At 65.0% G+C, this 13,021-nt stretch carries 13 protein-coding genes; 4 read left to right on the top strand and 9 right to left on the bottom strand.

What is annotated here, in order from left to right; all coding sequences use genetic code 11:
- Positions 1 to 316 precede the first annotated feature (316 nt).
- From F0Q04_RS04135 to F0Q04_RS04165, 7 genes are all read right to left on the bottom strand, one after another.
- The gene (locus F0Q04_RS04135; RefSeq protein WP_116926036.1) at positions 317 to 643 is read right to left on the bottom strand and encodes a DUF4148 domain-containing protein; all 327 of its coding nucleotides are present in this window, start codon (positions 641 to 643) and stop codon (positions 317 to 319) included.
- Positions 644 to 782: 139 nt separating this feature from the next.
- Complete coding sequence (locus tag F0Q04_RS04140; protein ID WP_116926037.1) at positions 783 to 1,100, bottom strand: DUF4148 domain-containing protein; 318 nt, start codon at positions 1,098 to 1,100, stop codon at positions 783 to 785.
- A gap of 371 nt (positions 1,101 to 1,471) precedes the next feature.
- Positions 1,472 to 2,272 carry a tRNA-uridine aminocarboxypropyltransferase gene (locus F0Q04_RS04145; RefSeq protein ID WP_409935210.1) on the bottom strand — a complete coding sequence of 267 codons (801 nt, stop codon included), beginning with the start codon at positions 2,270 to 2,272 and terminating at the stop codon, positions 1,472 to 1,474.
- A gap of 76 nt (positions 2,273 to 2,348) precedes the next feature.
- Positions 2,349 to 2,960 (bottom strand): class I SAM-dependent methyltransferase, encoded by a 612-nt coding sequence (locus F0Q04_RS04150; RefSeq protein ID WP_182344599.1) that lies wholly within the window; start codon positions 2,958 to 2,960, stop codon positions 2,349 to 2,351.
- Between the two features lie 103 nt (positions 2,961 to 3,063).
- Complete coding sequence (locus F0Q04_RS04155) at positions 3,064 to 3,426, bottom strand: DUF4124 domain-containing protein (RefSeq protein WP_182344602.1); 363 nt, start codon at positions 3,424 to 3,426, stop codon at positions 3,064 to 3,066.
- Positions 3,427 to 3,447: 21 nt separating this feature from the next.
- Positions 3,448 to 3,981, bottom strand: a complete 534-nt coding sequence (locus F0Q04_RS04160; RefSeq protein WP_182344604.1) for a hypothetical protein — start codon at positions 3,979 to 3,981, stop codon at positions 3,448 to 3,450.
- A gap of 55 nt (positions 3,982 to 4,036) precedes the next feature.
- Entirely contained in the window at positions 4,037 to 6,985 is a 2,949-nt protein-coding gene (locus tag F0Q04_RS04165; protein ID WP_182344606.1) for a DNA topoisomerase III, read from the bottom strand.
- A gap of 162 nt (positions 6,986 to 7,147) precedes the next feature.
- On the opposite strand from F0Q04_RS04165, the gene F0Q04_RS04170 reads away from it, so the two are divergent.
- The 3 genes from F0Q04_RS04170 to F0Q04_RS04180 are packed head-to-tail and all read left to right on the top strand — an operon-like array spanning position 7,148 to position 9,583.
- Positions 7,148 to 7,852, top strand: coding sequence for an SET domain-containing protein (locus F0Q04_RS04170; RefSeq protein WP_182344608.1), 705 nt, complete (start codon positions 7,148 to 7,150; stop codon positions 7,850 to 7,852).
- On the top strand, positions 7,849 to 8,700 hold the full coding sequence (locus tag F0Q04_RS04175; RefSeq protein WP_116926044.1) for a biotin--[acetyl-CoA-carboxylase] ligase: 852 nt from the start codon (positions 7,849 to 7,851) through the stop codon (positions 8,698 to 8,700). The genes F0Q04_RS04170 and F0Q04_RS04175 overlap by 4 nt, the downstream gene beginning before the upstream one ends.
- Before the next feature lie 40 nt (positions 8,701 to 8,740).
- On the top strand, positions 8,741 to 9,583 hold the full coding sequence (locus tag F0Q04_RS04180; protein WP_182344610.1) for an SPOR domain-containing protein: 843 nt from the start codon (positions 8,741 to 8,743) through the stop codon (positions 9,581 to 9,583).
- A gap of 12 nt (positions 9,584 to 9,595) precedes the next feature.
- Here the strand turns inward: F0Q04_RS04180 and F0Q04_RS04185 are convergent, their stop codons facing one another.
- Both F0Q04_RS04185 and F0Q04_RS04190 read right to left on the bottom strand, forming a co-directional pair.
- Positions 9,596 to 11,050, bottom strand: coding sequence for a sensor histidine kinase (locus tag F0Q04_RS04185; protein WP_182344612.1), 1,455 nt, complete (start codon positions 11,048 to 11,050; stop codon positions 9,596 to 9,598).
- 63 nt (positions 11,051 to 11,113) lie between these two features.
- Positions 11,114 to 11,800 (bottom strand): response regulator transcription factor, encoded by a 687-nt coding sequence (locus F0Q04_RS04190; protein ID WP_021026639.1) that lies wholly within the window; start codon positions 11,798 to 11,800, stop codon positions 11,114 to 11,116.
- 276 nt (positions 11,801 to 12,076) lie between these two features.
- Between F0Q04_RS04190 and F0Q04_RS04195 the strand changes: the two genes are divergently transcribed.
- Positions 12,077 to 13,018, top strand: coding sequence for an SdiA-regulated domain-containing protein (locus tag F0Q04_RS04195; protein WP_182344614.1), 942 nt, complete (start codon positions 12,077 to 12,079; stop codon positions 13,016 to 13,018).
- Positions 13,019 to 13,021 lie beyond the last annotated feature (3 nt).

Genomic DNA, 13,021 nt, shown 5'->3' on the forward strand with positions numbered 1-13,021 from the left:
GCGTCCCCGACTAGGCGCCGAGCCGCAGACAGTACGGTAGTACGACAAGGTGAGGAGCAGCCGGCCAGGCAACGACGTATCAAGGGTTGTGGTCGCGGCGCGAGGCGTAAAAAGACCACTGCCGGCGAACCGGCAGTGGCTACCAAGAGCACGGCCCAGACGCAATGGGACAAGGTCTGGCCGGGCTACGCACTAGATGCGTTTTTTTTGTGTGGCGGGCATATCCGCTGTAATTTCTCTCCAGACCCGCCCAATGGCGAAGGCCTGAAATCTGACCGCTCTGCCAGCGTCTGCCTTGCAGAGCGGTTTTCTTCGCTTATTCGCCGAAGGATTCGCCTTCAGGCAGGGTGCCGGCGACTAAGGCTTCATGGGCCTGCTGCTGCACTTGGGCGCGGCTGAGGCTGGAGGTGCTGCTTTCAGCACCGAAGGTGTTGATGCGGTCACCGATCACGGCCATGGCGCCATTGCGCTGGGCTTCGCTCACCTGGGCCTGCACGTCGGCGCGGGTCAGGGTGCTGTGTGCTGCTGGGTAGGCAGGGTAGTCCGAGCCATTGCCCACGGGGGCGGTGGTGGCTGCGCTGGCAGCACCGGCAAACACCAGGCCAGCGGCCATCATCAAAGCGGACATATTGCGTGCAAACATGGTTTCTCTCCACGGACCCGCGCTGCTGGCAAATCGCTGATTTGCGCTGTGAGAGCGGCGGCGTCCAAAAATAGGTTGATTCGAAATTTGGGGGCTGCGAGAGCGGACTGTTGCCCACTCTCAGCGTTCATGCCTGGGCTTATTCGCCGAAGCTTTCGCCTTCAGGCAAGGTGCCGGCAACGCGGGCGTCGTGGGCGGCTTTCACCACATCGGCGCGGGAGAGGTTGCTGCTGCCCTTTTCAAAGGCATTGGCTTGCAGCTGATCGCCCTTGAACAACAGGGTGCCGTTCTTCTGGGCTTCGACAAATTGCGCTTGCACCTCAGCGCGGCTCACGGCGCTGGTGGCAGCCACTGGGGGAGCAATCGACTGGTCGCCTTCAAAGGGATGGGCCTGGGCAACACCGGCACCCAACATCAGAGCAGCTACACCGGCGATCGAGAAAATACGTGCGTTCATTTTTAACTCCTGGAGAACTCCAGCGACTCACCATGAGGGGCTGGTTCGCTCAACGGGTGGTGCAGTGCACCTTGTGTGGTTCTCGTTGATCGATGTAGTTAGTGTATGCAGTGGCGCGCCTCCGATAAATAGCCTAAATCGGAATAGATTGTTCTGAAAAACGATCTAATGTTTTGGCGAATGCGCAATCGTCCCAGAAGGGCTTGCTACACGGTGCTTTCGTTGGAGAAGCCCGTGCGTAGGAGAATTCTGGCAAATCTGGCGTTGTGGTGTGCCCAAGGGTTTCTTGGTAAACCCTGTCAGGGTTGACGCGGGGTAGTGGCTGCCATAGCAACCAGATTAGCTATGTAGACACGACAGTGACAGCGCTGTCACAGAGGGTTTTGCAGCCGCTGGAGCTGCTGGTGCGCGGCGCTGTGCCATTCGGGCGGCAGCTGGTGCTTGGCCTGCAGGTAGTGGTGGGTGTAGATGTCCAGGTAGGTTTCCAGGGTCTGCGCGGCGCGCAGGTCGCCGGCGAGATCGAGGCAGAGGGCAGCGACCTCGGCAGTGCAGAAATGGTCATCGCGGCGCGAGCGCCGCAGCTGGTAGCGCGAGATCTGCTCGGGGTGCAGGCTGAGCACCGGAAATCGGTCCAGGTAAGGGCTCTTGCGGAACATCTTGCGCGCCTCGGGCCAGGTGGCATCGAGCAGGATAAACAGCGGCCTGCGAGCTGCACCGAGTGATGGTGGCGGCAGCTGCTGCACGGCGCGGCCGGGCTCATGCACAAACTCCTGGGGAAAGACCACATAGGGCTGCCATTGGGGATCGGCTAGCAGCGCCTCCAAGCCCGCATCCATCTCCGTGCGCGACCAGCCAAAGGCCCAGGTCTCGGCCACCACATCGGCGATTAGCCAGCCGGTGTTGCTGGGCTTGAGCGGCTCGGCATCGTGCATCAGCAGGCATATGCCCGCCGTGGTGGGCTGCGTGGGGCGCAGCGCGCAAAGGCAGTGGCTGGGGCGCAGCCGGCATCCCTCGCAGCGCTCCCCCTTGGGGCCGCCTCGGGCCAGAAAAGGGCGGGTGCTGCGCTGCAGCCGCTCGGCGCGCAGGCGCGAGACGGCATGGGGGACAAGGGCACCAGCGGTGGTGGACGCGCTCGTCGTGGCGGCCTCGCTGGCAAGGGGGGAAGAGGGCAGGGATGACACGGGCGCTATTGTCCTCGCCCCGCCCAACCGAGCAGCGCAGCGGGTTTAGCGCTGCCCTTGGCGCCGCTCAGTTCTGCAACGCTTCGAGCGCAAACAGCGGCACATCGGCGCGCCGGCTCAGCCACACACCACCGCCCAGCTCGGTAAAACCCTGGGCCAGGCCACGGCGGTAGAGCTCGGCGCGGTGGCGGTAGAGGCGCGGGTCGGTCAGCTCGTCGTCGATGATGTCGCGCTCATAGTCTTCGCGCGCAACGGCTTCGACATAGAGCGCACCTTTGCTCAGCCGGCCCAGATTGGCCAGCGCCAGCTTCAGATCGGCCGGGCTCAGGTAGGGCAGCACGCCTTGGCAGATCACCAGGTCAAACGGCTGGCCATCGGCCGGCGCATAGTCCACGACCGAGCCTTGCTCCCAGCCGTAGCGCTGGCACAGGTACTCGCTGTACTCGACCCCGTGGTAGCTGGCCTGCGGAAAGTGCTGCGCAATCGCATCGCGCCACAGGCCGATGCCGCAGCCCACATCCAGCACACGCTGGACCGGCACGCGCACGTATTGCAGGTAGCTGCAGACAAAGGCACCCAGGCGCGCGGCATGCGCGGTGTCCACCACGCTGGTTTTCTTGTCGAAATAAAAGCGCTGGTAGTACGCCTCGTCAAACCATTGCCTGTCCGCTGATTGCACGCCTGTCCTTGATCGATGCCATGCAGCTCCGGTGTGCATGGCGCAGGCAGTATCGCGCAGATGGTGGCTGTGGGTAGCGCACTGCGGTATTGGCAAGGGGTGCTCAGCGCGCAATGACAGACAGGTTTTCCGGCACGATCTGCTCGAGGCTGCCTGCCGGGCAGGGGCCATCGGTGTAGATGGTCTGGCCGTTCAACTGGCATTTGCGCGGCACGGCAGCGGGCCGCGCCGGGCCGGTGCCCGCCGCAGGATCGGCGCGCCGTGCCTGGCTGCGCTGCTGCTCCTCGGCGCTGGGCGGAGGCGGTGATGAGGCTTTGCGCCACAGCGTGGCGGCGGCCTGCTCGGCATCGCCGCTGAGCGCCGGGCCACGCCATGCATACACGGCGGCAGCGCAGGCCACCACCAGGGCCAGCCAGATCAGCCGGCGGTAGGCAGGGCGCAGGTACATGGTGAGGGGCACAGGCATGGGGACATGGCTGGCACTGTATCAGCCCCCTTGGTAAACGCGCAAATCGAGGTACAGCAGCAAAAACGCCAGCAGGCTGATACCCCCATTAATCCGGCGGGCCAGTGGCAGGTAGGCCGCGCTGAAATACCAGGGCCGGTGCGCGGGCAGGTGGCGCAGGATGTAGAGCAGCCCCATCTCCTGCATATTGCTGAAATGCGGCTGGCTGTCCTTCTTGAGCTTCTGGATGATGGCGGCATCGCTGAGCATCACCACCGACAGCACGGTGGCGATGATGACGGCGCCCAGCAGCCACTGCTGCCAGCGCGGCGTATGCGGTCCGTTCAAGCCCAGGCTGAACCAATGGCTCAGCATCAGCACCGCCAATACCGCAAACAAGCGGTAGAAGATGGCCTGCCAGTGCGCCCGGCTGGGCTCGGTCAGCTGGCCTCGGCGCCGCGCCTCGCGGTCAATGATGCGCGCGAGCAGCCAGGCCATGCCATGAAAGCTGGCCTCCAGCAGCAGATAGATCCCTGCAGCCAGGGCCAGCAGCTGCAGCGGCTCACCCTTGGCCATGCTCAGCGCTGCGGGCAGGCACGGTGGGCTGCGCGGTGGTGCTGCATCCCTGCGCTCAGCTCACATGCTTGCCAACAATGCCGGCGATCTCGAACATGCTGATCTGGTCCTTGCCAAACAGCGGCTGCAGTTTGGCGTCGGCATTGATCGCGCGTTTGTCCTTGGCGTCCTGCAGGCCGTTGGCCTTGATGTAGTCCCAGAGCTTTTTGATGACTTCGGGGCGCGAGGTGGCCTCGCTGCCAATCACGGCGGCGAGCGCCGGGCTCGGGGTCAGCGTGGCGGCAACCTTGCGCGGCGTTTTGGCGGCGGATTTGGTGGCCGTCTTGGAGGCGGTCTTGGTAGCGGTCTTGGTGGCGGTTTTGGCCGCCGTCTTGGTCGCTTTGGCAGCGGTCTTGCTGGCCGTCTTGGTTGCGGTCTTGGCGGCTGCGCCCTTGCGCGGCGGGAACTTGCTGTCGCGCGGCTCGAACTCGAAGTTCACCTTGCCGGCTTCCTTGTCCCAGGCCAGGAAGGCCTTGAAGCTGCGTCGCGTGCGGTTGGAGACGAACTTGTCGAGCAGGTCGGTCTTGCCGGTGGCCAGCAGCTTGGCCATCTGGTCGCGCTCGATGGGCTGCTGCAAGATGATCTGGCCGCTCTTGAAGTCGCAGCTGGGCGTGGGTTGCTGGGCCGTGGGTACGGCCTTGCTGCAGACATAGTTGGCGCCATGCTCGAACACGGGCGCGCCGCACTTGGGGCAGGCGCCCAGGGTGTTCTGGCTGCCAAAGTCCACCAGCTCGCCCGATTCCTCGTCTGACTTGTTGTCCTCGAACAGGAACTCGAACTTGTAGTTGTTGTTGTCCTCGTCGCGCACGATGGCCACTTCGGCGGCAAAGGGCCAGCCGGCCTTGGAGCGGAAGCCATCGAGTGGGCCGATCTTGCGATCGCGCAGCAGCTGGTCGGCCTCGGCGGTCTCGAAGGTGCGGCCGGCAGGCGATTTGGTGAACGAGAAGCCGCAGCCTTCGCCGTTGCCTCCCACGCCCGTGCAGGCATAGCGGCGGTAGTTTTCCTTGACCACGCCACCACAGTTGGGGCAGGGCGCGGACAGGGTGGCGTAGTCGCCGGGGATGGTGTCGCGGTCGTATTCCTTGGCCTTTTTCACCAGGCGCTCGGTCATGGCCTGGATCTCGGCCATGAAGGCTTCGCGCGAGAGCTGGCCTTTTTCCATTTGGGCCAGCTTGTACTCCCACTCACCGGTCAGGTCGGCGCGCGAGAGCTCTTCGACCTGCAGCCCGCGCAGCAAGGTCATCAGCTGGAAGGCCTTGGCCGTGGGGATCAGCTCGCGGCCTTCGCGCAGCATGTATTTTTCGGTCAGCAGGCCTTCGATGATGGCTGCGCGCGTCGCAGGCGTGCCCAGGCCTTTTTCCTGCATGGCTTCGCGCAGCTCGTCGTCGTCGATCTGCTTGCCGGCGCTCTCCATCGCGCCCAGCAGGGTCGCTTCCGAGTAGCGGGCAGGTGGCTTGGTCTTGAGGCCCTTGGGCTCGACCGGGTCGGCCGTGGGCTTCTCGCCGGGCTGCACCGGCACCAGGTTTTGGCCCTTGTCGCCTTCCTTGGCGTCTTCCACTTCGTGGGCCGCTTCCTTGCCGTAGATGGCCAGCCAACCGGGCTTGACCAGCACCTTGCCTTCGGTCTTGAAGTGGTGGTCGTCAATTTGACTGACGCGCGTGGTGACCTGGTGCTCGGCGCTGGGGAAGAACACTGCCATGAAGCGGCGCACCACCAGTGTGTAGAGCTTGTGCTCGGCCTCGCTCAAGGCGCCAGGCGCCTGCGTGGTCGGGATGATGGCAAAGTGGTCCGAGACCTTGCTGTTGTCAAAAATGCGCTTGTTGGCGCGGATGTAGTTGGCGCCAATGGCCTGCTGCGCAAACGGCGCGAGCTGCTGCATATTGCTGTGGGCCAGCATCTCGAAGGTCTGGCGCGCGACGGGCAGGTAGTCCTCGGGCAGCGCGCGCGAATCGGTACGCGGGTAGGTCAGTGCCTTGTGGCGTTCGTACAGCGCCTGGGCCAGCGCCAAGGTGGTCTTGGCCGAGAAGCCGAACTTGCTGTTGGCCTCGCGCTGCAGGCTGGTCAGGTCAAACAGCAGCGGTGAGGCCTGGGTGGTGGGCTTGGACTCTTCGGTCACGGTGGCGGGCTTGCCGCGCACGGCCTCGGCAATCGCCTGCGCCTCCTGCTGGCTCCAGACGCGGTCGGCGCGCGCCTCGGCGTCGTCGCTCTTCTTCCAGGCCGGGTTGAACCACTTGCCCGGGTAGGCGCCCGCCTGGGCGTTGAACTCACCGTGGATTTCCCAGTAGTTGCGGCTGACGAACTTGCGGATCTTTTCCTCGCGCTCGACGACCAGCGACAGGGTGGGGGTCTGCACACGGCCCACGGTGGTCAGGAAGAAACCGCCATCGCGCGAGTTGAACGCGGTCATCGCCCGCGTGCCGTTGATGCCCACCAGCCAGTCGGCTTCGGAGCGGCTGCGGGCGGCATCGGCCAGGCCCAGCATCTGGTTATCGGAGCGCAGCTTGTTAAAGCCGTCACGGATGGCTTGGGGCGTCATCGACTGCAGCCACAGGCGCTGGATCGGCTTGCCCAGGCCGCCCTTGGCGCCACCGGCGTATTGCTCGATCAGGCGGAAGATCAGCTCACCTTCGCGGCCCGCGTCACAGGCGTTGATCAGCGCGGTGACATCCTTGCGCTTGGCCAGCTTGACGACGGCGTTCAGGCGCGTCTTGGTCTTGTCGACCGGCTTCAATTCAAAGTAGGGCGGGATCACCGGCAGATGGGCAAAGCTCCACTTACCGCGTTTGACATCGAATTCTTCGGGGGCCTGGATCTCCACAAGGTGACCCACCGCGCTCGTCACGATGAAGGTCTCGGCTTCAAAGTAGTCGTCGTGTTTGGCAAATTGGCCTGCCACCGGCGTCAGTGCACGAACAATGTCTTGTGCAACGGACGGCTTTTCTGCAATGACCAGGGTCTTGGACATGGGTTCACTCTCATCAAACTGGGGTCTGCCAACACTGTGGGTTGCTGGCTCTCTGAGCACGCTCTTACAATGCACGCTTTACGCGCATGTGCGCGGGCGCCTGCATGTGTACGTGTGCGCACATGCGCATGTGCTTATTTTTAAAGTAGCAGAAAAAATCCCATGCCGAACCATGTTCCCCATTTTTCAACAGGTCGTCGTATCCAGGTACGGCGTTCGGGCGTGCACGGCAGGGGCGTTTTTGCGTTGCAGGATATCGCAGAAGGCGAAGTCATTGTCGAATATGCGGGCAAGGTCATCAGCTACGAAGAAAGCCAGCGCCGCCACCCGCATGACCCCGACCACCCCAACCACACCTTCTTTTTCCAGATCGATGGCGACCGCGTCATCGACGGAGGCGATGGCGGCAACTCGGCTCGCTGGATCAACCACAGCTGCGAGCCCAACTGCTTTGCCGAAGAGGCCGATGACCGCATCTTCATCAGCGCGCTGCGCAACATCAGCGCTGGCGAGGAGCTGGGTTATGACTACGGCCTGATCATCGAAGAGCGCTACACCGCCAAGCTCAAGGCCGACTATGCCTGCCACTGTGGCGCGGCCGAATGCCGGGGCACGATGCTGGCGCCCAAGCGCGGCTGGAAGCCCAAGGTGCCCGCCTCGGATTTGCCCGAGCCGGTGCTGCCCAAGAAGCGCAAGGCCAAGGCAGCATCTGCCGATGCGGCGAAGCTCGCCAAGCCTGCCAAAGTGGAAAAGCACAAGGCCTTGAGCAAGGAAAAGGACAAGGCCAAGGACAAGAAAAAGAGCGACAAGAAGGCCAAGGCTGATAAAAAGACCCAGGGCGCCAAGGCCGCCAAGGCGGGCGCATGAGCGAGGCGCAGAACACGCCGATCCGCTGGCCCGCTGAAGCGATCTGGGAGGCGGTGGAGCCGCAGTTGCCGGGCTTCACGATCGAGGTGCTGCCCAGCATTGACTCGACCAATACCGAGCTGATGCGCCGCGCCCGCGCGGGCCGGCAGGAACCCATCTTGCTGGTGGCCGAGCAGCAGACGGCAGGGCGCGGGCGCATGGGCAAGCCCTGGCGCAGCGAGGCCGGTGATTCGCTGCTGATGTCGCTGGGCCTGCCGCTGGCGCCAGCCGACTGGTCGGGCCTGTCGCTGGCCGTCGGCGTGTCGGTGGCGCAAAGCCTGCAGCCCCAGCTGCCCGAGGCCGGCTCCAGCACCCCCACCATTGGCCTCAAATGGCCCAATGACCTGTGGCTGACCGGCGACCACAAGCTCGCCGGCATTCTGGTCGAGACCGCCAGCTTTGTCTCGGCCCGCACGCATGCGGGTGATGGCCAGCAGCAGACCGAGCGCTATGTGGTGATCGGCATCGGCATCAATGTGCGGGCCCCGCTGGCCGAGGGCCTGTCGACGATTCCCGGCAGCCTGCAGATGCTGGACGGCCGCTGGGATGCACCCCAGGCGCTGCAGGCCGTGGTGCCGCCGCTGGTGGCCGCCATCCAGGCCTTTGCGCAGCAGGGCTTTGCGCCGCTGCAGGCGGCCTATGCGGCGCGCGATGCGCTCGCCGGCCGCGAGGTCGGTCTGAGCGATGGCACCGCTGGCCTGGCGCTGGGCGTGGCCGCCGATGGCGCCTTGCGCGTGCAGACCGCCGCTGGCGTGGTCGATGTGACCAGCTCGGAAGTCAGCGTGCGGCCCCAGGCGGGCGCGGCCTGAGCGCGCCGCAGGATCAGAGAACTATCAGACAGGAGCGGAGATGATTCGTTTTGCCATCGTGCTGCTGCTACTGGCCAATGCCGGCTACTACGCCTTCTCGCAAGGCATGCTGCGCAGCCTGGGCTGGGGCCCGGAAGACCCCTCCGAGCCCGAGCGGGTGCAGCAGCAGGTCAAGCCCGAAGCGCTGCGCATTCTGACGCCGCAGGAAGCCAAGCAGGCCCAGGAGCAGCCCCGCACGGCGCCGGCAGAGACCGCCCCGGCGCCAGCCCCGGTGGCCGCACCCGCACCTGCTTCCGCATCCGATCCCGCTGCCTTTGCGGTGGCTGAGCCGGCCACCGACACCGCAGACAAAACGGCTGCAGAAGCCGACAAGCTCGCAGCCAAGACAACGGACAAGCCCGCCGACAAGCCGGCAGAGAAACCGGAGAAGCCCGAGAAAAAAGAATGCCTGGTGGCCGGCAGCTTTGACGCCAAGCAGGTCGACGCGCTGCGCCTGCAGCTGGCCAAGCTGCCAGAAGGCAGCTGGCGCCTGGACAGCAGCACCAGCGCCGGCCGCTGGATGGTCTATGTCGGCAAGTTCAGCAGCCAGGAGGCGCTGGACACGCGCCGCGACGAGCTGCGCGCGCTCGACATCAGCACCGACCGCGCCCGCATCGCCAGCCTGGAGCCGGGCATCTCGCTGGGGCGCTTCTCCAGCGAAGAGGCGGCCGAGCGCCATCTGGCGTCCATGGGCAAAAAAGGCGTGAGCGGCGCCAAGGTGGTGGTCGAGCGCCCCGAGGCCGTGAGCTACACCGTGCGCTGGCCCAAGATGGATGCGGCCACCAAGAAGCGCGTGCAGAGCTGGCATGTGATGGACGGCAAGGAGCTGCGCAGCTGCTCCTGATGGCAGGGCCGTTCAGCTGGACGGCTGCGGCGCCAGCGTGGTTGGAAAGCACACGCTGAACACCACGCCGCGCTGGGCCTGGCGCGGGTGCGCGTCTTCCAGGCCCACGGTGGCGCCATGCTGGCGGGCGATTTCCTGCACGATGGGCAGGCCCAGACCCGAGCCATCGACCTCGCTGCCCAGCACGCGGTAGAAGGGCTGAAAAATACGCTCGCGCTCTTCTTCGGGAATGCCGGGGCCGGAGTTTTCCACCTGCAGCACGATCACATGGCCAAAGGGGTCGGCCATCAGGCGAACATTGATGACGCCCGGCGCGCTGGCGCTGGAGGGTGTGTAGTTGATCGCGTTGTCCAGCAGGTTGCGCACCAGCTCGCCCAGCAAGGTGGCATTGCCGTTGACCCAGACTTCGCGGTCCTCGACCTGCATGCCGTCATAGCCCATGTCGATATGCTTGGCCAGGGCCCGGTCAATGCCGTCATGCATGGCGTCGAGCACAATCTCGGCCAGGTTGCAGGGCGTGCGCTGCAGCAGCGCGCTGGGCCCTTCGGCGCGCGCCAGCGACAGCAACTGGTTGACGGTGTGCGTGGCGCGAATGCTCGAGCGCCCGATCTGCTGCAAGGACAGCTTGAGGTCGTCTTCCTTGGCATCGGCGCGCTGGGCCATCTCGGCCTGCATGCGCAGGCCCGCCAGCGGGGTTTTGAGCTGGTGCGCAGCATCGGCGAGGAAGCGCTTCTGCGTGGCCAGTGAATCGTTGAGGCGCTCTAGCAAGCCATTGACCGAGTCGACCAGTGGCACCACTTCGAGCGGCACATCCTTGTGCTGGATCGGCGAGAGGTCTTCGGACTTGCGCGCGCGGATGCGCTCTTCGAGCAGGTGCAGGGGCTTGATGCCGCGCGCCAGCGCCAACCAGACCAGCAGCACCGCCAGCGGCAGGATGACGAACTGCGGCAGCATGACGCCCTTGATGATTTCGGTGGCCAGCACGCTGCGCTTCTCGCGCGTCTCGGCAACCTGGATCAGCGCCAGGTTGGGCTCGGGCAGCGACAGCTGCACCCAGATCCAGGCGATGCGCACATCCACGCCGCGCAGCTCGCCATCGCGCAGCTGGACCATGCCGACGCTGCGCTCCAGGTCCTTGGCGGGCATGGGCAGGGCCGATTCGCCCGCGAGAAACATGCCCGACGGGGTGGTCACCTGGTAGTACACCTTGTCGGCATCGTCGGCGCGCAGGATCTCGCTGGCCGGCAGCGGCAGGTTGAAATAGGTTTTGCCGCCTTGCACCCCCACCAGCTGCGCCAGCGCATGGGCGTTGTATTCGAGCGCGCGGTCAAAGGGCTTGTTGGCCAGGTCCTGGGCCACCAGCCAGGTCAATGCCAGCGATACGGGCCACAAAAGCAGCAGCGGCGTGAGCATCCAGTCAAGGATCTCTCCGAACAAAGATCGCTGCTCGCTGCGAAACAGGGCCAAGGCTGTCCTTGCGTGAATGGGGCCGGGGGCGGCCATCGCCCCGCTGTGGCCGGAGGGTGGAGGTCAGTGCGGGGCCGGTGGCTGGATCTTCTCCAGGCAATAACCCAGGCCACGCACGGTGGCAATGCGGATGGGGCCCTTTTCTATCTTCTTGCGCAGGCGGTGGATATAGACCTCGATCGCATTGGTGCTGACCTCCTCGCCCCATTCGCACAGGCGCTCGACCAGCTGGTCCTTGCTGACCAGCCGCCCCGAGCGCTGCAGCAGCACCTCCAGCAGGCCCAGCTCTCGGGCCGAGAGCTCGAGCATGCGGCCGTCGAACGTGGCCACACGCCCGGCCTGGTCGTAGGCCAGCGGCCCATGCTGGATCAGGCTGGTGCTCATGCCCACGCCCCGGCGCGTGAGCGCCCGCACACGGGCTTCGAGCTCGGACAGCGCAAAGGGTTTGGCCATGTAGTCATCGGCGCCCAGGTCAAGGCCTTGGACCCGGTCGTCCACGCTCTCGGCGGCGGTGAGAATCAGCACCGGAATGGCCGAGCCCCGGGCGCGCAGCTTTTTGAGCACTTCGAGCCCATGCATGCGCGGCAGGCCCAGGTCCAGAATCAGCAGATCAAAAGCATTGTTGGCCATCAGGGCGGCATCAGCCTCGGTGCCATTGGAGACATGGTCGACCACGGCGCCGGAGTTGCGGAGACTGCGCAGCAGGCCATCGGCCAGCACCTGGTCGTCTTCGGCAATCAGTATTCGCATGCAGTCTCCTATCGGTGTTGTCGTCGTGATGTGGATGGTGCCAATGATTCTAGGCGAGTCCATGGCCTGGCTGGCTACCTAAGCATAGATCAAAGCGGGTGAGCCGCGAGGCCGTGGTGCGCCGCGCTGGCCTCCTGCTTTTTTGTTGCAAAGACGTAAATCCGGCCGGGCCGTCATCAAACCGGGGCAGGCCTCACGTAGGATAGCGCCTCGTCTTGACCAGAACACGCGGGCACCCGGCCTGTGGCTGGTGGGGGGAGATTGCAGCAGGTGGTGATGAAACCAGGGTCCAAGGTACAGGTCAGATGGCAGGCGTCGCAGCGGCAGCGCCGCTTGGTCGCGGTGACGGCCCTGCTGGTGCTGACCGCCCTGTACCTGCAGTGGCACCACGTCATTGCCATGCCGGGGCAGACCGATGCGCTGCAGTCTGCACCGCGCTCGGCACCGCCTGCCAACCTGCCGCACTACCGGGCCAGCATCGATGCCAAGGTGGTCAGCGGCATTGCCGACAACCTCTCAGGCCTGGCCTTCAACCCCGAGACCCAGACCTTGTTTGCGGTGACCAACCGCCCGCCCCAGATTGCCGAGCTGAGCACCGATGGCCGCTTGCTGCGGCTGGCGCCGCTGCATGGCGCCAGAGATACCGAAGGCATCGCCCATATCCAGGGCGACTGGTTTGCGATTGCCGACGAGCGCAGCAACCGCATCTACTGGGTGCAGTTTGGCAAGGGGGTGACCGAGGTATCGCTCGACCACAGTCCCTATGTGCAGCTCAATGACATCGCCATCAAGAATTTTGCGCTTGAAGGCCTGGGCTGGGATGCCAAGCGCCAGCAGCTGCTGGCCGTGACCGAGAAATGGCCGATGCAGGTGCTGGTGATGGATGCGCCGCTGTCCAAGCTCAAGCCGGGCCTGGTCGATATGAAAGTCTCGACCTGGGAGGTGCCGGCGGTGGACGACATGCCCAGCACCGATCTGGCCGCCATCGAGGTCGATCCGCGCAGCGGCAACCTGCTGCTGCTGGGGGAGGAATCGTCGGTGCTGTACGAATACAGCCGAGCCGGTGACCTGCTCAGCGTGATGCCGCTGTGGGCCGATATGGCGGGGCTGGCCGAGCGGGTGCCGCAGCCCGAAGGCCTGGCGATGGACCACAGCGGCAACATCTACATCGTCTCCGAGCCCAACCTGTTCTACAAATTCGAGCGCAAGCGCCGCTGAACG

The sequence above is a fragment of the Comamonas koreensis genome, assembly GCF_014076495.1.
GTDB classification, from domain to species: Bacteria; Pseudomonadota; Gammaproteobacteria; order Burkholderiales; family Burkholderiaceae_C; genus Comamonas; species Comamonas squillarum.

Bases quoted from the DNA above. Each gene is read 5' to 3' on its own strand.
- F0Q04_RS04135 (WP_116926036.1), bottom strand. From the start codon at position 643: ATGTTTGCACGCAATATGTCCGCTTTGATGATGGCCGCTGGCCTGGTG.
- F0Q04_RS04140 (WP_116926037.1), bottom strand. From the start codon at position 1,100: ATGAACGCACGTATTTTCTCGATCGCCGGTGTAGCTGCTCTGATGTTG.
- F0Q04_RS04155 (WP_182344602.1), bottom strand. From the start codon at position 3,426: ATGCCTGTGCCCCTCACCATGTACCTGCGCCCTGCCTACCGCCGGCTG.
- F0Q04_RS04160 (WP_182344604.1), bottom strand. From the start codon at position 3,981: ATGGCCAAGGGTGAGCCGCTGCAGCTGCTGGCCCTGGCTGCAGGGATC.
- F0Q04_RS04165 (WP_182344606.1), bottom strand. From the start codon at position 6,985: ATGTCCAAGACCCTGGTCATTGCAGAAAAGCCGTCCGTTGCACAAGAC.
- F0Q04_RS04170 (WP_182344608.1), top strand. From the start codon at position 7,148: ATGCCGAACCATGTTCCCCATTTTTCAACAGGTCGTCGTATCCAGGTA.
- F0Q04_RS04175 (WP_116926044.1), top strand. From the start codon at position 7,849: ATGAGCGAGGCGCAGAACACGCCGATCCGCTGGCCCGCTGAAGCGATC.
- F0Q04_RS04180 (WP_182344610.1), top strand. From the start codon at position 8,741: ATGATTCGTTTTGCCATCGTGCTGCTGCTACTGGCCAATGCCGGCTAC.
- F0Q04_RS04190 (WP_021026639.1), bottom strand. From the start codon at position 11,800: ATGCGAATACTGATTGCCGAAGACGACCAGGTGCTGGCCGATGGCCTG.
- F0Q04_RS04195 (WP_182344614.1), top strand. From the start codon at position 12,077: ATGAAACCAGGGTCCAAGGTACAGGTCAGATGGCAGGCGTCGCAGCGG.